General features: G+C 71.4%; 24 protein-coding genes, 3 tRNA genes and 1 pseudogene. 15 read left to right on the forward strand and 13 right to left on the reverse strand.

Annotated elements, in window-relative coordinates:
• The 11 genes and pseudogenes from AADR41_RS31820 to AADR41_RS31870 all read left to right on the forward strand — a co-directional run.
• Nucleotides 1-249: pseudogene (locus tag AADR41_RS31820) on the forward strand (DUF2637 domain-containing protein); the annotation flags it as partial.
• A 13-nt stretch (nt 250-262) separates the two neighbouring features.
• Complete coding sequence (locus tag AADR41_RS31825; protein WP_342285105.1) at nt 263-442, forward strand: hypothetical protein; 180 nt, start codon at nt 263-265, stop codon at nt 440-442.
• Between the two features lie 5 nt (nt 443-447).
• A complete protein-coding gene (locus AADR41_RS31830; RefSeq protein WP_329869942.1) occupies nt 448-636 on the forward strand; it encodes a mobile element transfer protein in 189 nt (62 codons plus the stop codon).
• Nucleotides 637-648: 12 nt separating this feature from the next.
• A complete protein-coding gene (locus tag AADR41_RS31835) occupies nt 649-984 on the forward strand; it encodes a SpdD protein (RefSeq protein ID WP_342285107.1) in 336 nt (111 codons plus the stop codon).
• Nucleotides 985-989: 5 nt separating this feature from the next.
• A complete protein-coding gene (locus tag AADR41_RS31840) occupies nt 990-1,544 on the forward strand; it encodes a GGDEF domain-containing protein (protein ID WP_342285108.1) in 555 nt (184 codons plus the stop codon).
• Nucleotides 1,545-1,636: 92 nt separating this feature from the next.
• Nucleotides 1,637-1,819 carry a hypothetical protein gene (locus AADR41_RS31845; protein ID WP_342285110.1) on the forward strand — a complete coding sequence of 61 codons (183 nt, stop codon included), beginning with the start codon at nt 1,637-1,639 and terminating at the stop codon, nt 1,817-1,819.
• On the forward strand, nt 1,816-1,995 hold the full coding sequence (locus AADR41_RS31850; protein ID WP_342285138.1) for a hypothetical protein: 180 nt from the start codon (nt 1,816-1,818) through the stop codon (nt 1,993-1,995). Before AADR41_RS31845 ends, AADR41_RS31850 begins: the two co-directional genes overlap by 4 nt.
• Before the next feature lie 62 nt (nt 1,996-2,057).
• Entirely contained in the window at nt 2,058-2,699 is a 642-nt protein-coding gene (locus tag AADR41_RS31855) for a DNA methylase (RefSeq protein WP_342285132.1), read from the forward strand.
• The gene (gene repSA / locus AADR41_RS31860) at nt 2,696-4,099 is read left to right on the forward strand and encodes a replication initiator protein RepSA (protein WP_342285111.1); all 1,404 of its coding nucleotides are present in this window, start codon (nt 2,696-2,698) and stop codon (nt 4,097-4,099) included. The genes AADR41_RS31855 and repSA overlap by 4 nt, the downstream gene beginning before the upstream one ends.
• Nucleotides 4,099-4,305 (forward strand): excisionase family DNA-binding protein, encoded by a 207-nt coding sequence (locus tag AADR41_RS31865; RefSeq protein ID WP_329869931.1) that lies wholly within the window; start codon nt 4,099-4,101, stop codon nt 4,303-4,305. Before repSA ends, AADR41_RS31865 begins: the two co-directional genes overlap by 1 nt.
• Nucleotides 4,302-5,528: a site-specific integrase gene (locus AADR41_RS31870; RefSeq protein WP_342285112.1), complete on the forward strand. Its 1,227-nt coding sequence runs from the start codon at nt 4,302-4,304 to the stop codon at nt 5,526-5,528. Before AADR41_RS31865 ends, AADR41_RS31870 begins: the two co-directional genes overlap by 4 nt.
• A gap of 78 nt (nt 5,529-5,606) precedes the next feature.
• Here AADR41_RS31870 and AADR41_RS31875 read toward each other — a convergent pair.
• Nucleotides 5,607-5,679 (reverse strand) — tRNA-Arg (locus tag AADR41_RS31875).
• A 618-nt stretch (nt 5,680-6,297) separates the two neighbouring features.
• Here AADR41_RS31875 and AADR41_RS31880 point away from each other — a divergent pair.
• Complete coding sequence (locus AADR41_RS31880) at nt 6,298-7,692, forward strand: DUF7507 domain-containing protein (protein ID WP_342285113.1); 1,395 nt, start codon at nt 6,298-6,300, stop codon at nt 7,690-7,692.
• Between the two features lie 86 nt (nt 7,693-7,778).
• On the opposite strand, the gene AADR41_RS31885 is transcribed toward AADR41_RS31880, so the two are convergent.
• Nucleotides 7,779-7,869: transfer RNA gene (locus tag AADR41_RS31885), tRNA-Ser, on the reverse strand.
• A 230-nt stretch (nt 7,870-8,099) separates the two neighbouring features.
• Between AADR41_RS31885 and AADR41_RS31890 the strand changes: the two genes are divergently transcribed.
• Nucleotides 8,100-8,549, forward strand: coding sequence for an SSI family serine proteinase inhibitor (locus AADR41_RS31890; protein WP_342285115.1), 450 nt, complete (start codon nt 8,100-8,102; stop codon nt 8,547-8,549).
• A 283-nt stretch (nt 8,550-8,832) separates the two neighbouring features.
• On the forward strand, nt 8,833-12,714 hold the full coding sequence (locus AADR41_RS31895) for a response regulator (protein WP_342285116.1): 3,882 nt from the start codon (nt 8,833-8,835) through the stop codon (nt 12,712-12,714).
• A 70-nt stretch (nt 12,715-12,784) separates the two neighbouring features.
• On the opposite strand, the gene AADR41_RS31900 is transcribed toward AADR41_RS31895, so the two are convergent.
• From AADR41_RS31900 to AADR41_RS31935, 8 genes are all read right to left on the reverse strand, one after another.
• Nucleotides 12,785-14,434 (reverse strand): long-chain fatty acid--CoA ligase, encoded by a 1,650-nt coding sequence (locus AADR41_RS31900; protein ID WP_342285117.1) that lies wholly within the window; start codon nt 14,432-14,434, stop codon nt 12,785-12,787.
• A 144-nt stretch (nt 14,435-14,578) separates the two neighbouring features.
• Nucleotides 14,579-15,268, reverse strand: a complete 690-nt coding sequence (locus tag AADR41_RS31905; RefSeq protein ID WP_342285118.1) for a SigE family RNA polymerase sigma factor — start codon at nt 15,266-15,268, stop codon at nt 14,579-14,581.
• 228 nt (nt 15,269-15,496) lie between these two features.
• Entirely contained in the window at nt 15,497-16,663 is a 1,167-nt protein-coding gene (locus tag AADR41_RS31910; protein WP_342285120.1) for a lipid-transfer protein, read from the reverse strand.
• Nucleotides 16,660-17,055, reverse strand: coding sequence for a MaoC family dehydratase (locus AADR41_RS31915; RefSeq protein ID WP_342285134.1), 396 nt, complete (start codon nt 17,053-17,055; stop codon nt 16,660-16,662). Before AADR41_RS31915 ends, AADR41_RS31910 begins: the two co-directional genes overlap by 4 nt.
• Before the next feature lie 2 nt (nt 17,056-17,057).
• On the reverse strand, nt 17,058-18,107 hold the full coding sequence (locus AADR41_RS31920; RefSeq protein ID WP_342285121.1) for an acyl-CoA dehydrogenase family protein: 1,050 nt from the start codon (nt 18,105-18,107) through the stop codon (nt 17,058-17,060).
• A gap of 1 nt (nt 18,108) precedes the next feature.
• Complete coding sequence (locus AADR41_RS31925) at nt 18,109-19,056, reverse strand: bifunctional MaoC family dehydratase N-terminal/OB-fold nucleic acid binding domain-containing protein (protein ID WP_342285123.1); 948 nt, start codon at nt 19,054-19,056, stop codon at nt 18,109-18,111.
• Nucleotides 19,053-20,252 (reverse strand): acyl-CoA dehydrogenase family protein, encoded by a 1,200-nt coding sequence (locus tag AADR41_RS31930; RefSeq protein ID WP_342285136.1) that lies wholly within the window; start codon nt 20,250-20,252, stop codon nt 19,053-19,055. The genes AADR41_RS31925 and AADR41_RS31930 overlap by 4 nt, the downstream gene beginning before the upstream one ends.
• A gap of 215 nt (nt 20,253-20,467) precedes the next feature.
• The gene (locus AADR41_RS31935; RefSeq protein WP_124719964.1) at nt 20,468-20,779 is read right to left on the reverse strand and encodes a hypothetical protein; all 312 of its coding nucleotides are present in this window, start codon (nt 20,777-20,779) and stop codon (nt 20,468-20,470) included.
• A 335-nt stretch (nt 20,780-21,114) separates the two neighbouring features.
• Between AADR41_RS31935 and AADR41_RS31940 the strand changes: the two genes are divergently transcribed.
• The gene (locus tag AADR41_RS31940) at nt 21,115-21,975 is read left to right on the forward strand and encodes a bifunctional DNA primase/polymerase (protein ID WP_342285126.1); all 861 of its coding nucleotides are present in this window, start codon (nt 21,115-21,117) and stop codon (nt 21,973-21,975) included.
• Between the two features lie 76 nt (nt 21,976-22,051).
• On the opposite strand, the gene AADR41_RS31945 is transcribed toward AADR41_RS31940, so the two are convergent.
• The 3 genes from AADR41_RS31945 to AADR41_RS31955 all read right to left on the reverse strand — a co-directional run.
• Nucleotides 22,052-23,644: an ABC transporter substrate-binding protein gene (locus AADR41_RS31945; RefSeq protein ID WP_342285128.1), complete on the reverse strand. Its 1,593-nt coding sequence runs from the start codon at nt 23,642-23,644 to the stop codon at nt 22,052-22,054.
• Between the two features lie 828 nt (nt 23,645-24,472).
• A tRNA-Ser gene (locus AADR41_RS31950) sits at nt 24,473-24,559 on the reverse strand.
• Between the two features lie 159 nt (nt 24,560-24,718).
• Nucleotides 24,719-25,978 (reverse strand): S1C family serine protease (locus AADR41_RS31955; RefSeq protein WP_342285130.1); only part of this gene is annotated, 1,260 nt, incomplete at its 5' end.

The raw sequence follows: 25,978 nt of genomic DNA on the forward strand, positions 1-25,978 counted from the left end.
GTGGAACGGGCGCCTGAGCCCGACCCCTCCCCCGAACTCCCGCCCGTTCCCGAGCCTGCCCCGGTCCCGGCAGTGGCCCCGGCTCCGGCTCCGGCCATGGCTGTTCCCCCGGCCCTGCTCGACCACGCCCGGAAGATCGCGGACAGCCATCACGCCACGACCGGCAACCGGATCGACCCCGGCACCCTGCGTGCCCGCCTCGGCGTCCCCGGCCCGCTCGCCGACGCCATCACCGCCCAACTCGCCTGACAGGAGACCTCACATGCGACCGTCCACCCGCGCCGCACTCGAACGCTCCGCCGAACTCACCCGCAACAACCGGCTCGTTGACGGCATGAAGCTGGGAGAGGCCGCGATCAACCAGGCCACCGACGACGAACACCCCGAAATCCGTCAGTGGCTCAGCGACCACGCCGACGACTTCGCCGGCCAGGAGGACTGATCGCCATGGCGCGCCCGAACCGCTTCACCGACGTGATCCGCATCGGCCCCGTCCAGGTCGGCACCCACTACGACGGCCGTGGCCGCACCAAGCACACCGCCGCCTGCACCGCCCCCCGTTGCAACTTCTCCGCCGACTACACCAACCGCTCCGCCGCCGAACTCGCCGCCCGCACCCACCGCTGCAACCCCTGAAAGGAGCGAGACATGTTCAACCCGAAGTACCCGGCCCCGGACACCGCCCCCACCGCGGACACGTCCCTTGTCCAGCCGCTCACCGCCCTGGCCCACCTGCCGGCCTGCGACTGCAACCACACCCCCGCCCACGCCCCGGTCCCGGCGCCCGTGCCGGCTTCCCGGCCCGGCGTGCAGCTCACCCCCGGCGCCCTGATCGCCACGGTCGCCGGCGGGACCGCCGTGGTCCTCGTCGTCGGCGCGGTCCTGGTCTCGATGCTCCTCGCGGTCGCCGTCACCGCCGTGTCCGTCGCGATCTGCGCCGTCGTCCTGCGTTCCCTGCTCAGCAGCACACACAAGGACAAGTGATTGTCATGGACCTGCCCATCATTGCTGCGGCCTTACCCGCGTTCGGCTGGGCTCTGCACGGCAGTCTGCTCGCCCACCGCCTGTCCACGGCTCGACGTGACCCGCTCACCGGCCTGCACACCCGAGCCGGATGGACCACCCGCGCCGAACGCATCGCCACCCGCTCGCCCCGAGCCCTGGCCCTGCTCGTCGACCTGGACGACTTCAAGGCCATCAACGACACCCACGGCCACCCCGCCGGCGACGCGGTCATCACGGCCACCGCCGCACGGCTCGCAGCCTGGACGTCCGGGCACGGCATCACGGCCCGCCTCGGGGGCGACGAGTTCGCCGCCATCATCACCGACCCGGCCCACACCCCCGGCACTGCTGCACTGCACGATGCGCTGCACCGCCCGGTCACCTACCGCGGACTGTCCATCCCGGTTGCTGCCTCGGTCGGTATCTGCCACCTGGCCGACCTGCCCGTACGCACCCTCACCGACGCACTGTCCGCCGCCGACTCCGCGATGTACGCGGTCAAGGGACGCGGCCGGCGCAACAACACCCCGCGCCCTTAACAGCCCCCGGGGCGGCCTCAACGGCCAAGTTTCCGCCGCCCCGGGCACCTCAACACCCTCCAGATCCAACAGACCCGAAAGGGAACCCCATCATGCCCCAGCAAACCCTGCCCCGGCCGATCTGCGCCCACTGCGACGGCTTCCCCACCGTCGCCATCACCACCGGCCAGACCACCCCCACCGGTGAGCGCCGCACCATCACCGCCGACTGCCCCGCCTGCCACAGCACCGGCCACACCACCCCCGCCCGCGCCTACACCCGCGTCGGGGCGTGATCGCCGTGGCCCTCCTCGACTGGAGCGACAAGAAGCACTTCGACCCCACCGGCGACAAGCCCTGTGTCCTGTGCGACAAGCCCACCCCGCTGCGCTCCGACCGCGGCAAGCCCGTCCACAAGGTCTGCGCCGAAGAGTGGATCGACGCCCACACCCCGCAGGAGAACGACCAGTGACCGCCACCCCGCGCACCGGGCTGCGCGTCCTCGACCTGTTCTCCTGCGCCGGCGGCGCCGCCATGGGCTACCACCGGGCGGGGTTCGAGGCCGACGGCTGCGACATGACCGAGCGTCCGAACTATCCCTTCGCCTACCACCACGGTGACGCCCTCGAATACCTGGCCCACCTGATCGCCACCGGCGACATCTCCCGGTACACGCTCGTGCACGTCTCCCCGCCCTGCCAGGCCAAGAACACCCTCACGGTCGGTACCAACGCCTCCCGGGGATGGGGCGGCGAACACGTCGACCTCGTCGGGCCCACGCGCGAACTCCTCGACACCTCCGGCCTGCCGTATGTGATCGAGCAGCCCAACGGCCGCGCCGCGATCCGTAAGGACCTCACCCTGTGCGGGGAGATGTTCGGCCTCGGCGTGCTGCGACACCGCAACTTCGAGCTCGGCCGCTGGGCCACCGTGCAACCGGCCCACCCGCGTCACCGGGGCTACGTGCGCGGCCACCGTCACGGCATCTACCGGGAAGGTCCCTACGTCGCCCCGTACGGCAACGGCGGCGGCAAAGCCACCGTCCCCGAGATGCAGCAGGCCATGGGCATCACCTGGACCGACGTCCGCGAAGAACTCACCGAGGCGATCCCCCCGGCCTACACCCAGTGGATCGGGACAGCGTTCCTCACCTGCCGCCAAGAGGTGCTCGTATGACCGACACCGCCACCGCGGCGGGCCTGGACCCGACCACCCTCACCGATGTGCTGAGGGTGGCCGGCTCCACTGCCTTCGACCGCTGGGAAGAACAGATCCGCCGCACCGGAGGATGCGCACAGCCCATCCACCTCACCGGCGCCACCAAGACCACCGACCGGGCAACCGGCACCCTCCTGCACCACTACACGACCGACACCGAACCCGGCGGCCGGTTACGGATCGCCTGCGGCAACCGCCGTGCCTCCCGCTGCCCCGCCTGCGCCTGGACCTACGCCGGCGACACCTACCACCTCATCCGCGCAGGACTCACCGGCGACCCGGCCAAGGGCACTCCGCACACCATCCGGCACCACCCGCGGGTCTTCGCCACCCTCACCGCCCCGTCCTTCGGCCCCGTCCACAACCGCCCCGGAAACCGACCCTGCCGCTGCGGCACCTCGCATCCCGACAACGCCCCCGAACTCGGCACCGCCCTCGACCCGAACACGTACGACTACGCCGGCGCCGTGCTCTGGAACAACCACGCCTCCGACCTGTGGCGCTACTTCACGATCTACCTCCGCCGCGAAATCGCCAAGCGTGCCGGCCTCACTCAGAGAGCCGCCCGCGAACAATCCCGCCTCTCCTTCGGCAAGGTCGCCGAGTACCAAAAGCGCGGAGCGGTCCACTTCCACGCCGTGATCCGCTTCGACGGACCCGACGGCCCGGATTCCCCGCCCCCGGCCTGGGCCACCCTCGACCTCCTCGAAGACTCGATCCGCGCCGCCGCCAACCGAGTCGAGCTCAGCATCCCCGCGAACGAGGAAGCCGGCTTCCCCACCGGGTGGGTGCTGCGCTGGGGCACACAACTCGACGTCCAGCCCATCAAGGCCTTCGGTAACGGAGAAGACCTCACCGAACAGGCCGTCGCCTCCTACGTCGCCAAGTACGCCACCAAAGCCGCCGAGACCACCGGCACCGTCGACCACCGCATCGGCAACAAGGAAGCCCTGATCCTCCTCGACGTCCCGGACCACCCCCGGCGGCTGATCGAAGCGTGCTTGGACCTCCACCACGCGTACCCGGACCGCAAGCTCCGCGACTGGGCCCACATGCTCGGTTTCCGCGGTCACTTCTCCACCAAATCCCGCGCCTACTCCACCACCCTCGGAGCCCTCCGGCAGGTCCGCGCCGACTACCGCGCTCAGCAGCAGCGCGCCGCCCTCGGCCTGCCCGACCCGGACGACCACCCCGAGGCAACCACCCTCACCCTCGCCCACTGGACCTATGCCGGCCACGGCCACACCCCCGGCGAATCCTGGCTCGCCGCCAACATCCACCGCGACATCCAACACAACCGCGACACCGCCCGCGAACACCGCGCCGAACTGCAAGCCCTGGAAGGGGAGGAATGCTGATGGCTACCACCGTGATCGAGCGGAAGTGGCACACCACTGCCGAGGTGGCGGAGATGCTCGGCTTCGGGCTCTCCAAGACGAAGATGCTCGTGCTCACCGGAGAGATCCGCTCGGTCAAGGTCGGCCGCAACCGCCGCATCCTTCCGGTCTGGGTGGACGAGTACATCCAGAGCGTCGCCGCCAATGCTGAAGGGCGGGCGGCATGACTGGCAAGCGCGGTAACGGCGAAGGGTCCATCTACCCGTACAAGAACGGCTACGCGGCCTACGCCTGGGTCACCAAGCCGGAAGGCAAGCGGGCCAGGAAGTACGCCTACGGCAAGACCCGCGACGAGGTCCACGACAAGTGGATCAAGCTTCACGCCGAAGCGAAGAAAGGTCCCGTGGCCACTCGGCACCGGACCCTCACTGCCTTCCTGACGTACTGGCTCGACTCAATCGTGAAGCCCAACCTCGCCCCACTGTCGTACGTCTCGTACGAGGGCTATGTGCGGCTCTACATCACCCCGTACCTCGGTGCGAAGCGCCTGGACAAGCTAACTGTGCGGGATGTGCGCGAGTGGCTAACCAAGTTGGGAACTGTCTGCCAGTGCTGTGCACAGGGCAAGGACGCCAAGAGAACAACTACTCGTCGGAAGTGTTGCGCGGTCGGGGACTGCTGCGAGTCGTACCCGTCCCGCCGGGTGATCCAAGCGTCCAGGGATGCTCTGCGGGCTGCGCTGACCCATGCGGTAGCGGAAGAGGAGATCGGCAAGAACGTCGCCTCACTGGTGAAGGTGCCCAAGCCGCGCCGCCGCCGAATCAAGCCCTGGTCCGTCACAGAGGCCGGCCACTTCCTCGCTGATGCAGCTGCTCGTGATGACCACCTCTTCGCGGCCTGGGTCCTCGTGCTGACGCTTGGCCTGCGGCGGGGTGAGGTGCTGGGGCTGACGTGGAAGTCCATCGACTTCGAGACCGGTGAACTGTACGTGGATCACCAGATCCAGCGGGCTGGGCGACAGATCCTCCACCGTGAGACCAAGACGGAGGACTCCGACGACTTTCTGCCGCTGCCGGCGCTCTGCCTCAAGGCGCTTCGGATGCGCCGTGCTCAGCAGATCGGGGATCGGAAGGCCGCGGGCGACCTCTGGCAGGACGCTCACGGCCTGGTCTTCACGACCAAGTACGGCACCCCGATCGAGCCGGGAAACCTCACCCGGATGTTCGCCCTCCGCGCCCGTCGCGCCGGCCTCCGAGTGATCCCGCTGCGGAACACGCGGCACACGTGCAGTTCACTCCTGGTCGCGCTCAAGGTCCATCCGAAGGTGGCACAGCGCATCCTCCGCCATTCACAGATCGCAATGACGATGGAGGTCTACGCCGAGGCGAGCGAGGAAGAAGTACGCAACGCGATCGGCAAGCTGTCCGACGCAATGGGTGGCACCGGCTGACACGGTTGCTGTACTTCGCTGCTGTACGGGCAACGGCAGAGGCCCCCGGGATTTCTCCTGGGGGCCTCTGGCCTGCTGTGCACTCGGCAGGATTCGAACCTGCAACCTTCTGATCCGTAGTCAGATGCTCTATCCGTTAAGCTACGAGTGCTTGTGCTTCCCGGTTTTTTTCTCCCCGGTCGGCGTTGCGAGAACAACATTACATGACCTGCGCCGTAGCGCGAAATCCATTAGCCCCACCTGCCCTGGCCTGCGGAAACACCGTGATCGGCGGTTGCGCGAGCGGGGCGCCGCATCCCCGCGCAGCGGGCGGCGGACGAGGTGGGTCCGCATGTGGCCGGTGGTCGCGCGCCGGCGGACCGGGCGCCGGGGCACGTGTCGGCGGCGCCCCTCTCCACGGACGTTCACGCGGTCGCCGCCGTAGCTCCGGAAGCGTCAACTCCGTCGGTGACCGATTCACCCCGAACAGGGATGGGCGCACCGGGCGCAGCGCGGGCTTCCGGCCATGACGGGGCGGGCGGCAGGGAATCGCGTGGCGGGTGCGACGGACGTGACGCGGTGGTGGCGGCGCGGTGAGCGGAGCGGCGGGAGCCGGCCGCGAGCGGGGTCCGCAAACCTGCCGCGCGGGGTTGGCCGAACCGTCCCGTCCTTCGCTTTACGCGATCACCCGGATGCATTGCGCTACTGGGTGCACCGGCCCGGTCGCGGCGCGCAGTCGTGCGGCCGGAGGGCGGTGCGTTCCAGCAGCGACGACTTGAGGGGAAGAACCGTGTCCACACCTCCTGCTCCGCTCCGGGTCACCCTGGCCAACGGCAGTTTCGAACAACCCGTCGTCTCCGGTGTGGAGATCCTGCCGGACTCCTCGCAGACACAGGCGCCCAAGCGGGTCCCGGGCTGGCTCACCACCGCCACCGACCACAGGATCGAGCTGTGGCGCACGGGCTTCAACGGAGTACCGGCGGCCGACGGCACCCAGTTCGCCGAGCTCAACGCCAATCAGGTCTCCACGCTCTACCAGGACCTGCCCACCACACCCGGCACGAAGCTGTACTGGCGGCTGTACCACCGTGGTCGCCAGGGGGACGACACCATGGCCCTGGACATCGGCGCGCCGGGCGCCACGGTCCAGCAGAGACGCTTCACCGACGGCACCACCGCCTGGGGCCACTACACCGGCACCTACATCGTTCCGGACGGGCAGACACGGACGCGGTTCGCCTTCCGGTCGGTCTCCGCCGCCGGCGGCAACCAGAGCATCGGCAACTTCCTGGACGGCATCTTCTTCGGCACCGCCCCCTACGTGGTGCTCACCAAGACCGCCGCTCCCACGGGGCCGCTGGAGGTGGGCGACGTCATCACCTACCGCGTCAACGCCAGGAACGAGGGCGGCGGCGCGGCCGAGAACCTCGTTCTGACCGACGTCATCCCGCCGGGCACGACGTATCTGCCCGGTTCCCTGCGCATCGTCGACGGTCCGAACGCCGGGCCGAAGACCGACGCGCGGGACGACGACCAGGCGTACTACGACGCCGAGGGCGACAAGGTCGTCTTCGCCCTCGGCAACACCGCCACCGCGGCAGGCGGCAGCCTGCCCAATACCGAGACCCTGCCCGGGGGATCCACCGCCGAGTACCGGGTCACCATCGACCGGGCGGCCGGCGGCCGGCAGCTCAGGAACACCGCCACCGCCTCCTACGAGAACCTCCTCGGCGACACCCCGGAGCCGCTGACGGCCACCTCCAACGAGCAGGTCACACAGGTCAATCCGGCCGCCGACCTGGCCGTGGTCAAGGCAGCCGACGCGACCACCGTCACCGTCGGCCAGACCGTGACCTACCGCGTCACCGTCCACAACGCCGGCCCGAACCGGGCCACCGGCGTCACCGTCACCGACCGGCTCCCGGACGGTCTCGTCCTCCTGTCCGCCGACGGCCCCGGGAGCTACGACCCGGCCACCGGGCGGTGGGCCGTGGGCATCCTGGCAGACGGCTCCGGGGCCACCCTCGTGCTGCGGGCCAAGGCCACCCGGACCGGATCCGTCGTGAACACCGCCACGGCCACCGCCAACGAAAAGGATCCCGACACCGGGAACAACACCGACGCCGTCACCATCTGCGTCGAGCCGGCCCCCTCCTGCTGCGACCCCTGCGCCACCCGGAAGTAGCCGGGGGCTGCCGCCGGTCGCCGCAACGGCTCCGGAAACGACTCAGGGAGTTCAGCCGAAATCGGCTGAACTCCCTGGTCGGAGAGCGGAGGCGGAGGGATTTGAACCCTCGATGGGCTTTAAGACCCAAACCGCATTAGCAGTGCGGCGCCATAGACCGGACTAGGCGACGCCTCCATGCACACCCCGCGCGAGCGCGAGTGGTGTGTGCAGATGATGACACAACTGAGCGGTGCGTCACCAATCGATGCCTACGGTACTAGGCAGTCGGGCACGAGGGCAAAGCGCCTGCGATTGCGCAACGCCGTGGCGTGCGGAGCGTTAGTGATGTCGGAGGCGCCGCCTCCTGTCCTTCCGTCCGTCCGCACCGGCACTTCCGCCGCAGTGCACGAGCACAGGAGCCCGCAATGTTGCGCCGCCTCGCCCTCACCGCCGTCGCCTCCCTCGCCGCGCTGTCCGCCGTCGCCCCGGCCGCGGCCACCGGCCCCCTCCCGCTGCCCCTGCCGCTGCCCGTGCTCCAGGACGACGCCCGCACCCGGCTGACGATCACCGTCTCGGGTACGGAGGACTCCGCGGCCGAGGGGAGCTTCGAGCTGCGGTGCGCGCCGGCGGGCGGCAGTCACCCGGTGGCGGAGCAGGCGTGCGGCCGGCTGGACGAGTCGGCGGACGGGGGCAAGGACCCGTTCGCCCCGGTGCCCGCGGACACGCTGTGCACCCTGCAGTCCGGGGGGCCGGCCACCGCCCGGGTCACCGGGACCTGGCGGGGGCGGCACATCGACTCGTCCTTCGGCCGGACCAACGGCTGCGAGATCTCCCGCTGGAACAATCTGATCCCGGTGCTCCCCAACGTCCGGTGACCGGCCCGGCCCGGGGCCCGGTGACCGGGCTGCGTCCCGCGGACCGGGCATACCCCGTGAGCAGGGGATCGCGCCCCGGCCGGGCGCGTCGACGACACATGACGAGGCAAAGACGGGGCGGAGTCGTACACCGTATGCACAGAACCTTGGTGAGAGCTCCCCCTCATCCGCAGCCCCTCGCCCCTTCGCTGCCTTTAGACTCCTCCAGTGACAGCCCGCGGCCCGAGGGGCAAGATGGGGCCCGCTGTCGGCAAGGTGCGGTAACCAGGGAGGAAGCGTCGTCGTGAGCAGCAGGCCATCCCGAGGCGCTGCTCGCCTCGCAGCCATACTCGATGCACTCCCCGACGGGCTGCTGCTCGTCAACTGCAACGGCACGGTCGTCAACGCCAACACCATCGCGCTGGAAATGTTCGAGACGCCGGGCACCGCGCTCGTCGGGCGCGGGCTGCTGGACCTGCTGCCGGAGTTCGACTCCAAGCTGATCCCGGGCTCGATGCGCCGGGCCGACATCTCCGGCGACCGCAGCCGTACGAAGCCGACCCGGATGACCGCCCGGCGCACCGACGGCACCGAGTACCCGGTCGAGGTCACCAGCGCCAGCCTGGAGGACGGGCAGGCCGCGTACAACGACTTCCAGAGCACCTACAGCGGCGGCTACACGGGCGACGAACTGCTGATGCTCGTCGTGCGGGACCTGTCGGGCACCGTGGACACCGAGGCCGAACTGGCCCGTTCGCAGCGGCAGACCGAGATGATCCTGCGGGCCGCGGCCGAGGGTGTCGTCGGCACGGACACCGACGGCCGGGTCGTCCTGGTCAACCCCGCCGCCGCGCAGATCCTCGGCTTCCGCGCCAGCGACCTGGGCGGCCAGGAGCTGCATCCGCTGATCCTGCACTCGCGGGCGGAGGGCGAGCCGTTCCCGTACGAGGAGTCGCCGCTCGCCGACACCCTCAGGTCCGGGCGCAAGCACCGGGTGCGCGGCCAGGTCCTGTGGTCCAAGAGCGGCGCACAGGTGCCGGTCGATCTGACCACCGCGCCGGTCCGGGACGGCGACCAGCTGGTCGGCGCCGTCATGACGTTCACCGACCGCAGGCCGTACGAGGAGCTCGGCGCGCAGCACCGGGCCGAGCTCGCCGAACTGACCGACAGCCACACCGCCGAGGTCGCCGAGCTGACGGAGCGGCACAGCTCGGAGCTGGCCGACCGGACCGAGCGGTACGCGGCCGAGCTGGAGGCGCAGGCCGACCGGCTGACCGCGCTGACCGACCGGCACACCCAGCTCACCGCCGTGCTCGGCGAATCGCTGCGCGGCCCGCTGGAGGAGCTGCGCGGCGAACTCTCGACGCTCGCCGCCGACCCGGCGGGGCAGTTGTGGCCCGAGGCCAACCAGATCCTGCATCATCTGGCCGCGGGCTACGCCCGGATGACCACCCTCGTCGACAACGTCCTCGGCTATCAGCGCCTGGACGCCGGCTCCGAGAAGCTGGTCAAGACGAATGTGCTGCTCGACTCGGTCGTGACGGCCGGTATCGACGCCTCCGTCGAGCTGATCGGTCCCGGGCGCGCCCAGTTCGCCGTGCACGCGCCGCCGATCGAGGCCGAGGTGGACGCGGCCCGGCTGGTGACCGCGCTCGCCCACCTGGTCGCGGATGTGGCCGGGGTCGACTCCACCGGCAAGGCCCGGGTGGTGCCCGGCGGCGGGTACGTCGACTCCACGGTCGTCGTCGCGGCGGCGCAGCGCGGTGAGGTCGTACGGATCGAGGTGCGCGGACCGTTCGCCGGGGGAGACCCGGTGCACGAGCCGATCGTGCGCGGGATCGTGCGGGCGCACGGCGGTGTGCTCCAGACGCACGAGGTGCCGGGGATGAGCGGCAGCGCGTATGTGCTCGAAGTGCCGTTGGGGGCCGGCGCGGGGACGATGACGGCGCCCGCGCCGGAGCCGGAGGCCGAACCGGTGGCCGGCCCGGGCGGGCCGGAGACCGGGCAGCAGCCGGGCGGCGGGCGGCGACGCGCGCGGCGGGCGTCCACGGACGCGTTCCTGGAGAGCCCGGTGGGCGGTTCCGGGGCCGACGGCGACACGGCGGCGGCCGAACCGACCGGGCGGCGGCGGGCGCGCCGTGAGCCCGTGGTGCCGGACGCGGCCCAGATCGCGGAGAGCGCGCGCAGCGAGGGTTCGGGGCGCAGGCGGGGCCGGCCGAGCCCGGCCGAGACCGGTGCGGGGCAGCCGGAGCCCGGGGGGGCTCAGGCCGCCGAATCTCCCGGGTCTCCCGAGCCGTTCGAGCAGGGTGCCGGGCAGGCGTTGGCGCTTCCTGCGGCCTCGGCACCGGCCGACCCGTCCGCGCCGTCCGAAGGTTCCGTGGTGACGGCGGCGGAGGGCGCGCAGGGCGGCGGCGGCCGGCCGCAGCTCGGCCCGACCGTGCCGCCGCAGGGCGTGCCGGTGCCTGCGGGCGGACACCGCGCGCGTCAGGGTGCCGAGAGCCGGAACCAGGGGCAGAACCAGCTGGCGCTGCCCGCCTCCGCCTCGGATCCGGACGCGGCTCAGGTTCCTGCACCGGCCCAGGCCCCGGATTCCGGCCCGGCCGGCGCCTCGCCGGTACCGGCGCAGGCGTCCCAGCCGTCCGGGCGGCGGGCCCGGCGGGCGCTGGCGGCCACCCAGGAGCGGGCCGCCCAGGCCGAGTCCGCAGGGCCCCGTACCGCGTTCGCGCTGCCGCCCGCGGATGCCGACCGGTCCCCGGCGGCCCCGGCCGCGGACGCCGACGCCTCGCTGCCGGGTGGCCACGACTCCGTGCGCGTCGCGCCGGGCGACGACCACACCCCGCCCCAGCCTCATCCCGTCCCGACCGGCCGTCGCCGGGCCCGCCACCCCGAGGTCCCGCAGCAGGCCGAAGACCTGCCCGCCGAGGGCGCGGAGCCGCTCGCGGCCGGGCAGACCACGCACGCCACGGGCACCGCGGCGGTCGCGACCGCCGCGGCAGACCCGGCGGAGAGCGCGGAGGGCCCGGAGAGCGCGGAAGGACCTGCGCGGAGCATCGCGCCCCTGGCGGACGCGCGTAGTCAGCCGCTGCCCGCGGAGGCTCCGATGCCCGGCGGGTCGTCGGACTCGACGCAGGGGCGCGCGTTCAGTGTGCGGACGCTCGGGCAGGGTGTGCCGTTCGCCCAGCACATCGCGCACCAGCAGAACCAGACGCTCGGCGGTGCCGGACGGCGCCGCAAGCTCGCCGCGCCGCCCGAGGGCGAGCGCACCCCGCAGGCCGCCGCGTCGGCGTCGGCCCCGTCCGTCCCCGCGCAGGGCCCGTTGCGTTCCGCGCCGGAGGCCGAGGGGCGTTCGTACGCGATAGGGGCGCCCGACGAGGGCGCCGAGGGGCCGGAGCCGCTGGACGGTCCCGGCGGCGCGGTCGAGGTCGCCAACCGCCCCTTGCCGCAGCCCGTCGACGACGAGCTGCCCCCGGAGCCGCTGGACAACCCGCGCCGGCTGCTCGTCTGGCCCGCGCCCGATGTCTCCACCCAGCAGGCGCTGAGCGACCGCGGCTACCGGCCGGTGATCGTGCACTCGCGCGAGGAGGTCGACGCCCAGATCGCGGCGTTCCCCGCCGCGCTGTTCGTCGATCCGCTGACCGGTCCGATCACCCGCAAGGCCCTCCAGTCGCTGCGTCAGGCGGCGGTGGCGGCCGAGGTCCCGGTTCTGGTGACCGCGGGCCTGGGGCAGGCCTCGCGGGAGGCGGCGTACGGCGCCGACCCCGCCGTGCTCCTCAAGGCGCTCGCCCCGCGCGACAGCGAACAGCATCCGCCCCGGGTGCTGCTGATCGAGGAGCACGAGGAGATCGCGCTGGCGCTGACGGAGACCCTGGAGCGCCGGGGCATGCAGGTGGCGCGGGCCGCCACGGACAGCGAGGCGGTGTCGCTCGCCACCCGGATGCGGCCCAACCTCGTGGTGATGGACCTGATGCAGGTGCGCCGCCGCCGGGCCGGCATCGTCGACTGGCTGCGCGCCAACGGTCAGTTGAACCGGACCCCGCTGGTCGTCTACACCTCCGCCGACATGCACGGGCCAAAGCTGCCGAAGCTCAGCTCGGGCGAGACCGTGCTCTTCCTGGCCGAGCGGTCCACGAGCGAAGAGGTCCAGGCACGCATCGTCGACCTGCTGGCGAAGATCGGTACGAACTGAGACACCGGTGGCTGACGAGGGCGGTACGGGAGGCTCCCGTACCGCCCTCGTCAGGTCCGCGGCCCTCGGCTCAGAGCCGGGTGATGTCCAGCTCGCCCTCCGCGTACTGCCTGCGGATCACCTTCTTGTCGAACTTGCCGACGCTGGTCTTCGGCACGGCCGCGATGACCGTCCAGCGCTCCGGCAGCTGCCACTTGGCGATGCCGGACGTGGCGAGGAAGTCCTTCAGCGACTCGTAGTCGGCGCTCGCGCCGTCCCTGAGGACCACGGTCGCCAGCGGGCGCTCGCCCCACTTCTCGTCCGGGACGGCGACGACCGCCGCCTCGGCCACGTCCGGGTGCCCCATCAAAACGTTCTCCAGTGCGACGCTGGAGATCCATTCGCCGCCGGACTTGATGACGTCCTTGGCCCGGTCGGTGAGCGTGAGGAAGCCGTCCTCGCTGATCACACCGACATCACCGGTCTTCAGCCAGCCGTCCTCACTGAACTTGTCCTCGGGGCGCAGGGTCTCGCCGTCCCTGCCTCCGTAGTAGGACCCGGCGATCCAGGGGCCGCGCACCTCCAGCTCACCGGCCGACTCGTTGTCCCACGGCAGGTGCTCGCCGCCGGGGCCGACCAGCCGTGCCTCCACTCCGGCCGAGAAGCGGCCCTGGGTGGTGCGGTAGGGCCAGCTCTCCTCCTCGGTCAGTCCGGCGGGCGGCTGGGCGATGGTGCCGAGCGGCGAGGTCTCCGTCATGCCCCAGGCATGGCAGAGGCGGACGCCGAGCTTGTCGTAGGCCGCCATGAGGGAGGGCGGACAGGCGGCGCCGCCGATGATGACGCGGGCCATGGAGCTGAGGTCGCGCGGGTTGGCGGTGACCTCGGCGAGCAGTGCCTGCCAGATGGTGGGGACGGCGGCGGCGTGGGTCGGCCGCACGCGCTCGATCATCTCGGCGAGCGGGGCGGGCTGCAGGAACCGGTCCGGCATGAGCATGCTGACGCCGGACATGAACGCCGCGTGCGGCAGCCCCCAGGCGTTCACATGGAACTGAGGGACGACCACCAGCGTGGTGTCGTGGTCGGTCAGGGACATCGATTCGGCCATGTTGACCTGCATGGAGTGCAGGTAGATGGAGCGGTGGGAGTAGACGACGCCCTTGGGTTCGCCGGTGGTGCCGGAGGTGTAGCACATGACGGCGGCCTGGCGTTCGTCCAGCTCGGGCCAGTCGTAGTGGGTGGGGCGGCCGGCGATCAGCTCCTCGTAGTCGTGCACCCGCGGCGCCGCCCCGGCCAGGAGCGAGCGGTCGCCGGGGCCCGTGACGACCACGTGCTCGATCGAGGGCAGCTGGGGGAGGAGCGGCGCGAGCATCGGCAGCAGGGAGCCGTTGACGATGACGACCTTGTCGTCGGCGTGGGCGACGATCCAGACCAGCTGCTCGGCCGGGAGCCGGAGGTTGAGCGTGTGGAGCACCGCACCCATCGAGGGGACCGCGAGATACGCCTCGACATGCTCGGCGTTGTTCCACATGAGGGTGCTCACCCGCTGGTCCGCGACCACACCGAGCTCGTCGCGCAGCGCGTTCGCGAGCCGCGTCGCGCGCCGGCCTATCTCGGCGAAGCTGCGCCGCTGCGGCTCGGGTTCGCCGGTCCAGGTCGTGACCTGTGCCTTCCCGTGAATGGTCATCCCATGGTTCAGGATGCGGGTGACAGTCAGCGGTACGTCCTGCATGGTGCTCAGCACGGCGTCCTCCCGGTGGGCGCTACGCGGCAGTAGATTGGCTTGATTCTGCCCACATACCGCTTGGTATGTCACTAGCTCCGAGAGTACGAATCGGTGTCGTTCGGCAAAATCCGGCGCGGTCGCCGGTGCGCCGCCATCCCCGGGTCAGCGCACCGGAGCCAGCTCCGGGTCCTCCCTGAGCTTGCCGAGCGCCCGCGAGACCGCGCTCTTCACGGTGCCGACGGAGACCCCGAGCACCTCGGCCGTCTGGGCTTCGCTCAGGTCCTCGTAGTAGCGCAGGACCACCATCGCCCGCTGCCGGTCCGGCAGCTTCAGCACGGCCCGCCACATCGCGTCGTGCAGCGACTGCTGTTCGGCCGGGTCGGGGGCCGGGACGGCCTCCTGCTCGGGCAGCTCGTCGCAGGCGAACTCGTCGACCTTGCGTTTGCGCCACTGCGAGGTCCGGGTGTTCAGCAGGGCCCGGCGGACATAGCCGTCGAGCGCCCGGTGGTCCTCGATCCGCTCCCAGGCGACGTACGTCTTGGTGAGCGCGGTCTGCAGCAGGTCCTCGGCATCGCTCGGATTGGCGGTGAGCGAGCGCGCGGCCCGCAGCAGCACGGGGCCTCTCGCGCGGACGAACGAGGAGAACGATGGGTAGGGGGCGTACGGGGCGTACGGCGTCCGCGCGGCGTACGCGGCGCGTGCGGCCCGCGGGGCGTGCGGTGCCTGCAGGCCGTGTGAGCCGTGCCCGGCGGCGTGCGAGGTGTGCGACGTGTGTACCGGGTACGGCGTGTGCGGCGCGTGTCCGGTGCCGGCGGCTCCCCCGGAGCTGCCCGTGCAGACTGGCGTGGTCATGGCTCCACGCTAGAAGCGGGCACTGCTCCGGGGGATCGGCCCCAGGTCCCGAAAGCGCGTCCGCCTCAGGGTGTAGGGGTGGTGCCTGCTCCACCTCCTGTAGGTGGAGTCGTAGTGTCCGGGGCTCAGGGGCGTCCCCTGAGCCCGCGCCCGCCGCGGACACCTTGCAGGGGCGGGCTCAGGGGCGTCCCCCGATGCCGCGGACGCCGCGCGGGGGCCGGGGCGCGGTCAGTCGTCCGTGCCGAGGATCAGCCCCGAGGTGGGCACGCCGGTACCCGCCGTGACCAGGGTCCGGGCCGCCCCGGGCACCTGGTTCACCGACGAGCCGCGGATCTGCCGGACCGCCTCCGCGATGCCGTTCATGCCGTGCAGATACGCCTCCCCCAGCTGGCCCCCGTGCGTGTTCAGCGGCAGCGCGTCCGCCGCGACGAAGCCGGCCGCCTCCCCCGGCGCGCAGAAGCCGAACTCCTCCAGCTGCATCAGGACGAAGGGGGTGAAGTGGTCGTAGAGGATCCCCACGTCGATGTCGGAGGGGGTCAGGCCCGAGCTGCGCCAGAGCTGCCGGGCGACCACTCCCATCTCCGGCAGGCCGGTCAGGTCGTCGCGGTAGAAGCTCGTCATCTGCTCCTGCGCCCGGCCGGCCCCCTGCGCGGCCGCCGTGATCACGGCGGGCGGCCGCCGCAGGTCCCGGGCCCGTTCGGCGCTGGTGACGACGATCGCCTGCCCGCCGTCGGTCTCCTGGCAGCAGTCGAGCAGCCGCAGCGGTTCGACGATCCACCGCGACGCGGCGTGGTCGGCCAGGGTGATCGGCTTCCCGTAGAAGTACGCCGCCGGGTTCCGGGCGGCATGGCGGCGGTCGGTCACCGCGACATGGCCGAAGACGTCCGGCGTCAGCCCGTGGGCGTGCAGATAGCGCTGGGCGGCCATGGCGACCCAGGAGGCCGGGGTGAGCAGCCCGAAGGGCAGGTTCCAGCCGAGTGCCGCGCCTTCCGCGGTGGGCTCACGCTGCTGCACGCCGGAGCCGAATCTGCGCCCCGAGCGCTCGTTGAACGCGCGGTAGCAGACCACTACGTCGGCCACCCCGCTCGCCACGGCCATCGCCGCCTGCTGGACGGTGGCGCAGGCCGCCCCGCCGCCGTAATGGATGCGGGAGAAGAACGACAGCTCACCGATCCCGGCCGCCTGGGCGACGGTGATCTCCGGGCTGGTGTCCATGGTGAAGGTGACGAGCCCGTCCACGTCGGCGGGGGTCAGCCCGGCGTCGTCGAGGGCGGCCCGCACCGCCTCGACGGCCAGCTTCAGCTCGCTGCGCCCGGAGTCCTTGGAGAACTCGGTCGCGCCGATCCCCACGACCGCCGCCCTGCCGCCGAGCGAATCGGCCCTGCGCACACTCATGCCGCCCCCTGCGGTACGCCGACGGTCACCGTGCCGGTGACATGCCTGCCGAGGCCGTTGGAGCCGACGACGGCCACCTCGGCGGTCCCGTCGTCCGCGACGGCGGTGACCGTGCCGCTCAGCACCATGGTGTCCCCGGGGTAGTTGGGCGCGCCCAGCCTGATGGCGACCCGGCGGAGCACGGCCGAGGGGCCCAGCCGGTCGGTGACGTACCTGCCGACCAGGCCGTTGGTGGTCAGGATGTTCATGAAGATGTCCGGGGATCCCTTCTCCCGGGCCAGCTCCGCGTCGTGGTGCACGTCCTGGTAGTCGCGGGAGGCGATCGCGCCCGCCACGATCAGGGTGCGGGTCACCGCGATCTCCAGCGGCGCCAGCTCGTCACCGGCCCTCACTTTCACTCCGTGCCCTCCTTCACCAGCGAGTCGCCGAGTTCCTGAAGCACTTCGCCGCCGCAGCCCAGATAGGCGTCGAGCTGCCGCCCCCAGAGGAAGTGGCGGTGCACCGGGTGGTCGAGGTCCGCGCCCGTGCCGCCGTGCAGATGCTGCCCGGCGTGCACCACCCGTTTCCCGGCCTCCGAGGCCCACCAGGCGGCGGTCAGTGCCTGCTGCCCGTACGGCAGTCCCGTGTCGTACCGCCAGGCCGCCTCGTACGCGGTGACCCGGATCGCCTCGGTGTCCATGTGTGCGTCGGCGGCGCGCAGCAGCACCCCCTGCTTGGTGGAGAGCGGGCGCCCGAACTGCTCCCGGGTGTTCACATGCGCGACGGCGCGGGCCAGTGAACCGGCGCACACCCCGGCCTGCAGTCCGGCGAACGCCGTACGGGCCGCCGCCAGCACCGCCTCGTACGCCCCGGCGCCGCCGAGCCGCTCCCCGGACGCCCCGTCCAGGACGAGCCGCGCCGCCGACCAGGGCGCCGTGGTCTCCACCGGCTCGGTCAGCACACCGGGATCACCGGTCCGTACGATCCACAGCCGCGCCTCCCGGTCCGGTACGAGGACGAGGCCGGCGTCCCGCAGCCACGGCACGTACGGCACGCTGCCGCTCAGCCGCCCGGTGCCGTCGGTGTCCCTACCGTCCGCCCGGATCCCGCCGCGTGCCGGGAAGGCCCCGGTGGCGACGGCCGTGCCGTCCCTCAGCGCGGGCAGCAGCCGTTCCCGCTGTTCGTCCGTGCCGTGCCGGGCCACCGCCAGCAGCCCGTACACACAGCTCGCCGCGAACGGCACCTGGGCCGTCGTGCGGCCCTGCTCCTCCAGCAGGAGCACCAGGCCGAGCAGCCCGGTCTCCTCGACGGCCGCGGTCAGCCCGGCAGCGCAGAGCTCCTTCCACAGCTCGGCGTCCGTCCCCGTGCCGGCCACGGCCAGCCGCTCCGGGGTCGACAGATCGCCGAAGATCCGCGCCGCGAGCCCCTGTGCCGCGCCCTGCTCCTCGGTGGGTGCGAAATCCATCTCAGCCCTCGCCTCCCCGGAAGACCGGAAGCTCCAGATCGGGGTCCGTACGCAGGAATTCCAGCCGCACCGGCATTCCCGGCCGCACCTTGTCGTACGGCACCCCGATGACATTGGCGACCATCCGCACCCCTTCGGCCAGCTCGATCAGCGCCACCGCGTACGGTCCGCCCGCCCCGTCGGTGGCGAAGGCGGGGAAGGGCGGGTGGTGCATCACCACATGGCTGAAGACGGTGCCCTCGCCGCTCGCCCCGACCGTGTCCCACTCCTGGCCGCCGCACGCGTTGCAGCCGGGCAGCCAGGGGAAGCGCAGGGTGCCGCACCCGGTGCACCGCTGGATCAGCAGCCGGTGCTCGGCGACGCCCTGCCAGAACCCGGCGTTGTCCCGGTTGACCACCGGCCTCGGGCGCGTTCTCCGGCCGCCGCCGCGGGCCGCCCGCTTCGCCGCCGGGGTGTACTTGAGGATCCGGAAGCGGTGCGTCCCGGCGGGTTCGCCGTCCGTCCGGACGTCCATGCGCGTGGTGACGAAATAGCCCGTACCGAGCTTGGTGGTCTTGCGTTCCGAGACCGATTCGATGACCGCGTCGAAGGTGATCAGGTCCCCGGGCCGCAGCGGCCGCAGGTACTCCTGCTCGCAGTCGGTCGCGACCACCGAGGTGTATCCCGCTTTGTCGAGCAGGCCGAAGAGTTCCTCGTACGCGGCGGAGCGGTCGGTGTGCCCCGACAGCCCGCCCATCGTCCACGCCTGGAGCATCGTCGGCGGAGCGATCGCGTCCGGACCTCGGTACGCGGGGTCGGTGTCGCCCATCGCCTCGCACCAGTGCCTGATCATCGGTTCGTTGACCGGGTCCTTGCCGGTGCCCGCGGTCGCGGCCGGCCGGCCCTCGAACTCCTTGAGCCGCCCGTACAGCTCGTCCGGGCCCCCGGACGCCGCCGTCCCGGCCGTCACCGCCGGGCCCGCTTCATGCCGAGCCGCATCGTCGCGACGATCTCCCGCTGCACCTCGCTCACCCCGCCCCCGAAGGTGTTGATCTGCGCCGCCCGGTTCATCCGCTCCAGCTCCCCGTCCCCGAAGGCGCCGGGCGAACCGCCCCGCACCATGCCCGCCTCGCCGGTGATCTCCTGGCACATCCGGTACACCTCGACGGCGCTCTCGGTCCCCGCGAACTTCACGCCGCTCGCCTCGCCCGGGGCCGGTGAACCCGCCCCGACCTCGCCCACCAGACGCCAGTTGAGCAGGCGCGTCGCCGCGAGCCGGGCGTACGCCTCGGCCAGCCGGCCGCGTACCCACGGCTCGTCGGCCGGGCGCCCGCCCGTCACGGGGTCGGGGGTACGGGCGTGGGCGAGGGCCGCCCGGTAGAAGTCCTCGGCCTGCATCCCGATCGCGGCGAGGGCCACCCGCTCATGGTTCAGCTGGTTGGTGATGAGCCCCCAGCCGCCGTGCTCCGGACCCACCAGGTTGGTGGCGGGCACCCGGATCCCGTCGTAGTAGGTGGCCGTCGTGGTGAGCCCGCCCACCGTCTCGATCGGCGTCCAGGAGAAGCCGGGGGAGTCGGTCGGGACGAGGACGATCGAGATGCCCTGATGCTTGGGCGCTTCGGGATCCGTACGGCAGGCGAGCCAGATCCAGTCCGCGTTCTGGGCGTTGCTGGTGAAGATCTTCTGCCCGTCGATCACCCAGTGGCCGCCGTCGGGGCCGACGGTGTCACCGCGGTCCCGCACCGCCCTGGTGCGCATCGAGGCGAGGTCCGTACCGGCCTCCGGCTCGCTGTAGCCGATGGCGAAGACGAGGTCGCCGCTGAGGATCCTGGGCAGGAAGTACGCCTTCTGCTCATCGGTCCCGTACTTCATCAGCGTCGGGCCGACGGTGTTGAGGGTGACCATCGAGACGGGCGCCCCCGCCCGGTACGCCTCGTCGAAGAAGACGAACTGCTCGTCGGCGCCGCGCCCCTGGCCGCCGTACTCGACCGGCCAGCCCAGTCCGAGCATCCCGTCGGCGCCGATCCTGCGCAGCACCCGCCGCTGCCCGTCCGGGTCCTCGGCCCCCGGGGCGGTGCCGGCGTCCCTCCCGGGCATCACCTCGCGGAAGTACGTGCGTAGTTCGGCGCGCAGCTGCTGCTGGCGTTCCGTCTGGGCGAGGTGCACGGCGGGCTGCCTCCCGGACACGGGGCTCACGGATCAGGGTTTCTGACTGTCCGTCAGATCCATGTCCGCTGTCAAGGTCACCGACGTCCCTGGCCCGCCTCTGCCGCACAACGCGGAACGGCCCGCGCGAAGGTGCCGGAGCACCCTCACGCGGACCGCCGCATGCCCTGCCGGCCCTGACCCGGCCCCCCGACCGGCCCGTGACCGGCCACGGCTCACCAGAGGTTGGTGAAGTTCACCGCGACGTTGTCGTTGTCCTGGTCGACCACGGTGAATCCGGAGCCGTTCACCTGCGCGGAATTGCTCTGGTTCGACGCCCCGGCGCCGACGGCCTGCTGCTGGGACGTGGACGAGTTGCCGGAGTTGTTGCCGCCGACACCGCTGCCGACGACCGTCGCGACGGCCGCGTTCGATCCGTCGTTCGCGAACGAGCCGCTGTCGGCCTGGGCCACACCGCCGAAGAGCGCTGCGGCAAGGGGCAGGGCGGCAACAGCGGCGAGGGCACGAGCGGTACGGATGCTTGCCATGTCAATTCCTCCATGAACGGAAGTACGGCTTCTTCCGAGGCGGTTGGCCGACCGCCCCGGTGTTGGTCACGACGTCGCGACACCAGAGTTGCCCACCGGATCCCCGGCGAACCACCCATGCGGCCCGATTCCCCCGCAGGCGTGAGGAAGCGCCGATAAACCCTTGTGCGCCCCAAAAACCCCAGCTCACCACCGCCTGCGCCCCGCCGGGGCACCAAGGGGCGGCCGCCGGGACACCCGGCCCCGCACCCCCCAGGAGAAGGAGCGTTTCGGCGGCCGCCCCGCCGCAGCCACGCCCCCTTCCTCTTTTCGAACACCTGAACGAAAATAGAGTCATGGCCATCACCGACCGGCAGACCGCCACCCTGGCCCTCGCCCATGCGCTCTCCGCCGCCGAGCGCGGGCTCCCCGTCATCCCGCTGACCGCCCGCAAGCTCCCCGCGCTGCCCTCCCCGCACCGGAACGACGACCGCCGGCCGCCCTGCCGGGGCGCGTGCGGCCTTCCCGGGCACGGCGTCCACGACGCCACCACGGACCCCGTGGCCGTACGGGCCCTCTTCGCCGCCGCTCCCTGGGCCACCGGCTACGGCATCGCCTGCGGCCGGCCGCCGCACCACCTCATCGGCATCGACCTGGACGTCGACCCCACGGGCAACGGCGACTCCGCCGTATCGCTGCGCCGGCTGGCCCTGCACCACCTGTTCACGATCCCGCCGACCGTCACGGTCCTCACCCCGAGCGGCGGACGGCACCTCTGGCTGACCGGCCCGCCCGGCGTCCCCGTACCGAACTCCGCGAGCCGCCTCGCCCCCGGCATCGACATCCGGGGCACCGGCGGCTATCTGGTGGGCCCCGGCTCGGTCACCCGGCACGGCCGCTACCGGCTCGCCCCCGGCACCGCCGGGCTGCCTCCGGCGCCCTGCCCCCGCGCGCTGCTGCGCCTGCTCACACCCCCGGCGCGCCGTCGGCACAGCACGGAGGACCCGGACCGGGGGCGGGGGCTGGTCCGCTTCGTCCTCGCGGCACGCGAGGGCCGGCGCAACACACGGCTCTTCTGGGCGGCCTGCCGCGCCTACGAGGACGGGTACGGCGACGCCCTGGCGGACGCCCTCACCCGGGCCGCCGTCCGTACCGGCCTCACCGAACGCGAGGCCCGCGCCACGATCGCGTCCGCGGCCCGCCTGTTCGGGTACTGACCCGCCCTGTTCGGTGCCGGCCCGTACTGTTCGGTGCCGGCCCGCCCGATCCGGTGCCGGCCCGCCCGATCCGGCATCAGGGCGCGGTGCTGAGCTCCCAGAACCGGAAGACGGTGGACGTGTCCAGACAGTTCTGCAGGCCCCGGACGTTCTCGTTGGCGACCGCGTACTGCTTCCCCTGCCAGAGCGGCAGGAGCGGCAGCTGACGCGCCACGATGTCCTGGAGCTTGATGAACGACGACCGGGTGCTCGCGCGGTCGGTCATGGACGAGGTCTGCGGGATGATCCGCTTGGTTATGTCGCTGTTCTCGTAATTGTTCGACAGGACATTTCCGTCGCCGAAGAACGGCTGGGTGAAGTTGTCGGGGTCGGGATAGTCGGGCACCCAGCCCTTGACGTAGATGCCGAACTTTCCGTCCGCGATGCCCTTTTCGTACTGGTCGAACGGGACGGACTTCATCCCGGCCTCGAACAGCCCGCTCTTGTTCAGCTGATCGGCGATGGTCTGCAGTTCGTCGTCGGTGGCCGGTCCGTAACGGCTCGGCGTGGACCAGAGGGTGAGCTTCACCTTGTCGGTGATGCCGGACTCCCTCAGGATGTCCTTCGCCTTCTGCGGCTGCGGGCTGTCGCCGTACGTGTTGAAGAAGGAGTTGCCGTGTCCGGTGACGCCGACCGGGACGATCGAGTAGAGCGGTGTCGCCGTGGACTGGTAGACCTCGCTGACCAGGGCGTAACGGTCCACGAGATAGGCGATGGCCTTGCGTACGGCGAGCTTGCCGACCACCGGGTCCTTGACGTTGAAGACCATGTGCTGGACTTCCGCGCTGCTGCCCTGGACGACGTCGAGGCCGTCCTTCTCCGCGGAGGGCGAAGTGTCGAGCGCGGCGATCGTCTTGGCGGTGAGGCCGCGATACGCGATGTCGACCTCGTCCTTCTCCAGAGCCGTCTTGAGCGCCTGCTGGTTCCCCTGGAAGAGCTTCATCGTCACGCCGGAGTTCTTCACCTCGGCGGTTCCGTGATAGCCGGAATAGACCGAGAAGACGGCTTTCGACTTGTCTATGGAGTCCAGCTTGTAAGGACCGGAACCGACCGTCTTGCCGCCTTCGAGCAGACTGTCCTTGGGGTAGACCCGGCGGTCCACGATGGAGCCGGCACCCGATGCGATCTTGCTCGGGAATGTCGCGTCCGGCACCTTGAGGCGGAATATGACGGTCTTGTCGTCCGGGGTCCTGATCGACGAGATGGTGGACAGCAGCGGTGCGGGGCCCGCCGGGTCGTTGATCTTGATCGCCCGGTCGAAGGAGTACTTGACGTCCGCCGAGGTGAGGCTGTTGCCGTTGCTGAACTTCAGCCCGTCGCGCAGCGTGCAGGTGTAGGTCCTGCTGCCGTCGGAGAAGCCGCACTCCTCGGCGGCCTCCGGCACCGGGATGGAACCCCCGGGCGGGAAACTCAGCAGCGACTGGAAGACGTTGTTGAACAACAGCCAGGAGCCGGGGTCGTACCCCGCGGCCGGATCGGTCGCCAGGATGTCGTCGGACATGCCGACGACCATCGTGTCCTTGCTCTCGAACGGCCAGATCTGGTCCTCGGAGCCGCAACCCGTCAGCAACAGCACCACCGCCACTCCCCCGGAGAGCAGGGTGGCCGACCGCCTCGTACGAACCTTCACAGAACGTGCCTCATACTCTCGGCCGGGGACGTGGGGATCTCCGGACAACCGGATCAGGTCAGGTACTACTGCGAACGTCCCGACCGTCCAGCACTGTCAGCCCGGCCGTGCGCGGTGGAACGGACCGAAAGCCTGCCTGGACATGGTGTTCACCAGGGTTCTACGTGGTGACTTGCTGCCAAATGACAGCTGATGAACGATGACGGGCAGACCATGATCAGTCCCGTGGTGCTTTGACAATCTAGTAGTACGCAGCGCTGTGTGGTGGCACATCATGCGACAAAAATCTTCACTCTCGGCCAGTGCCGGGCACATAATTGGCTGGTAACCACCCGTGCCGCCCGATCGTTTGCCCCCGCCACCGCCACTACGCCCCTGATCAGCGAACATCCCGCGGATAAACGTCCTCCGGCCCCCACGGCCCGCGAACTCCCGCACTCCGTCCGGAACCGTCCGTGGCCGGTTTCAGACCCGTAGGTCACGTTTTGCCGAGGCACCGAGGCCCAACTGCCCTGCGAGGCACGTCTCGCCGGTGCCGGTTGCCGTGCAAGGCACCCCTCGCCGGTCGGGTTCCCGTGCAAGGCCTGCCTCTCCGGTGCCGGGCCGAGGCCGGTTCGGTTGCGGGCCCGGGCGGGCGATCACTCGGCGACGGCCGCACACGGCCTCCAGGAGTCGCCTCGGAAGCGCCCAGAAGCACCCCAGGAGCACCACCGGGGTGAACCGACTGGACCAGAAGCACCGATGGCGACCCGGCCGGCCCGGTGGACAGCCGCACCGGAACAGGAGAGCCTCCGACCGATGTTGCTGGTCGGAGGCTCTCAACCACTGCGGTGGGTGTGGGATTTGAACCCACGGTGACATCGCTGCCACGACGGTTTTCAAGACCGTTCCCTTAGGCCGCTCGGGCAACCCACCCCTGCTCCGGCCACCTGCGACGGAGCGCCTACAGCGTACCGGCTCATTGAATCCGGGTGTACGTGCCTCAGCAGGTACCGGCGTCCGGTACCTGCTGCCGGTGCCGACGGCCGACGGACCGCCGCCCCGGAGGGTGGTGCGGCGCAGGGCCGCCCCCGGTCAGCTGTCGCCGTTGCGCTCGCCGAGGGTGACCTCGGCCGTGTCCGTCCTGCCGTCGCGCGTGTAGGTCAGCGTCACCCGGTCGCCGGGCTTGTGGGTCCAGATCTCGCCGATCAGGGTCGGGCCGCTGTCGATCGGGGTGTCGTTGAACTTCGTGATGACATCGCCCGCCTTGAGGCCGGCCCGGTCCGCGGGGCCGTCCTTCGACACTGCCTCCGTACCGCCCACCCCCCGGTCGGAGATGATCGCGCCGCCGGACTTCTCGTCCATGGCGACCGTGGCACCGATCACCGGGTAGACCGGCTTACCGGTCTTGATCAGCTGCTGGGCGACGTTCGTCGCCTGGTTGATCGGGATCGCGAAGCCGAGGCCGATGGAGCCCGCCTGGGTCTGACCGACGCTGCTGCCGGTCGACTGGATCGCGGAGTTGATGCCGATGACCGCACCGCGCGCATCGAGCAGCGGGCCGCCGGAGTTGCCCGGGTTGATCGAGGCGTCGGTCTGCAGCGCGCTCATGTACGAGCTGCTGCCGCTGGAGCCGTCACCGGAGGCGACCGGGCGGTTCTTCGCGCTGATGATGCCCGTGGTGACCGTGTTGGACAGGCCGAACGGGGCGCCGATCGCGATCGTGGAATCACCGACCGCGACCTGGTCCGAGTTGCCGAGGGACAGCGGGGCGAGCCCCGACGGCGGGTTCTTCAGCTTCAGCACGGCGACGTCGTAGCCCTCCGCCCGGCCGACCACCTCGGCGCCGTACTTCTTGCCGTTGGAGAACGTCGCCGTGAGCTGACCGCTGTCCGCCGCGGAGGCCACCACGTGGTTGTTGGTGAGGATGTGGCCTTCCTTGTCGTACACGAAGCCGGTGCCCGTGCCGCCCTCGCCGTCGCCGCCCTGCGCGTCGATGGTGACCACGCTGGGCAGCGCCCTGGACGCCACGCCCGCGACCGTACCGGGGTCGCGCTTGAGGTCCTGCGGGTTGGCCGACGCCGAGACCGTGGTCGAGCCGGAGCCGTTGCGATCGGCCGCCCAGTAGCCGATGCCGCCGCCGATGCCGCCGGCGATCAGCGCCGCGGCCGCCACCGCCGCCACGAGGCCGCCCATGCCGCGTCTGCGCGGCGCTTCGGGGGCGTACGGCTGAGGCTCGCCCCAGACCGGGCCGCCGGCACCCGCACCGTGGGAGGCGTACGCGGGCACGGCGGGCGGGGGCGGAGGCGGCCAATTGGCATCGGCGGCCGACTGCGGTGCGTGGGGGTTGGGGGG

Origin of the sequence: Streptomyces sp. CLV115 (assembly GCF_038448545.1) — a bacterium.
Classification (GTDB): Bacteria; Actinomycetota; Actinomycetes; order Streptomycetales; family Streptomycetaceae; genus Streptomyces; species Streptomyces sanglieri.

Bases quoted from the DNA above. Each gene is read 5' to 3' on its own strand.
- AADR41_RS31825 (WP_342285105.1), top strand. From the start codon at position 263: ATGCGACCGTCCACCCGCGCCGCACTCGAACGCTCCGCCGAACTCACC.
- AADR41_RS31830 (WP_329869942.1), top strand. From the start codon at position 448: ATGGCGCGCCCGAACCGCTTCACCGACGTGATCCGCATCGGCCCCGTC.
- AADR41_RS31835 (WP_342285107.1), top strand. From the start codon at position 649: ATGTTCAACCCGAAGTACCCGGCCCCGGACACCGCCCCCACCGCGGAC.
- AADR41_RS31840 (WP_342285108.1), top strand. From the start codon at position 990: ATGGACCTGCCCATCATTGCTGCGGCCTTACCCGCGTTCGGCTGGGCT.
- AADR41_RS31845 (WP_342285110.1), top strand. From the start codon at position 1,637: ATGCCCCAGCAAACCCTGCCCCGGCCGATCTGCGCCCACTGCGACGGC.
- AADR41_RS31855 (WP_342285132.1), top strand. From the start codon at position 2,058: ATGGGCTACCACCGGGCGGGGTTCGAGGCCGACGGCTGCGACATGACC.
- repSA (WP_342285111.1), top strand. From the start codon at position 2,696: ATGACCGACACCGCCACCGCGGCGGGCCTGGACCCGACCACCCTCACC.
- AADR41_RS31865 (WP_329869931.1), top strand. From the start codon at position 4,099: ATGGCTACCACCGTGATCGAGCGGAAGTGGCACACCACTGCCGAGGTG.
- AADR41_RS31870 (WP_342285112.1), top strand. From the start codon at position 4,302: ATGACTGGCAAGCGCGGTAACGGCGAAGGGTCCATCTACCCGTACAAG.
- AADR41_RS31890 (WP_342285115.1), top strand. From the start codon at position 8,100: ATGTTGCGCCGCCTCGCCCTCACCGCCGTCGCCTCCCTCGCCGCGCTG.
- AADR41_RS31905 (WP_342285118.1), bottom strand. From the start codon at position 15,268: ATGACCACGCCAGTCTGCACGGGCAGCTCCGGGGGAGCCGCCGGCACC.
- AADR41_RS31910 (WP_342285120.1), bottom strand. From the start codon at position 16,663: ATGAGTGTGCGCAGGGCCGATTCGCTCGGCGGCAGGGCGGCGGTCGTG.
- AADR41_RS31920 (WP_342285121.1), bottom strand. From the start codon at position 18,107: ATGGATTTCGCACCCACCGAGGAGCAGGGCGCGGCACAGGGGCTCGCG.
- AADR41_RS31935 (WP_124719964.1), bottom strand. From the start codon at position 20,779: ATGGCAAGCATCCGTACCGCTCGTGCCCTCGCCGCTGTTGCCGCCCTG.
- AADR41_RS31940 (WP_342285126.1), top strand. From the start codon at position 21,115: ATGGCCATCACCGACCGGCAGACCGCCACCCTGGCCCTCGCCCATGCG.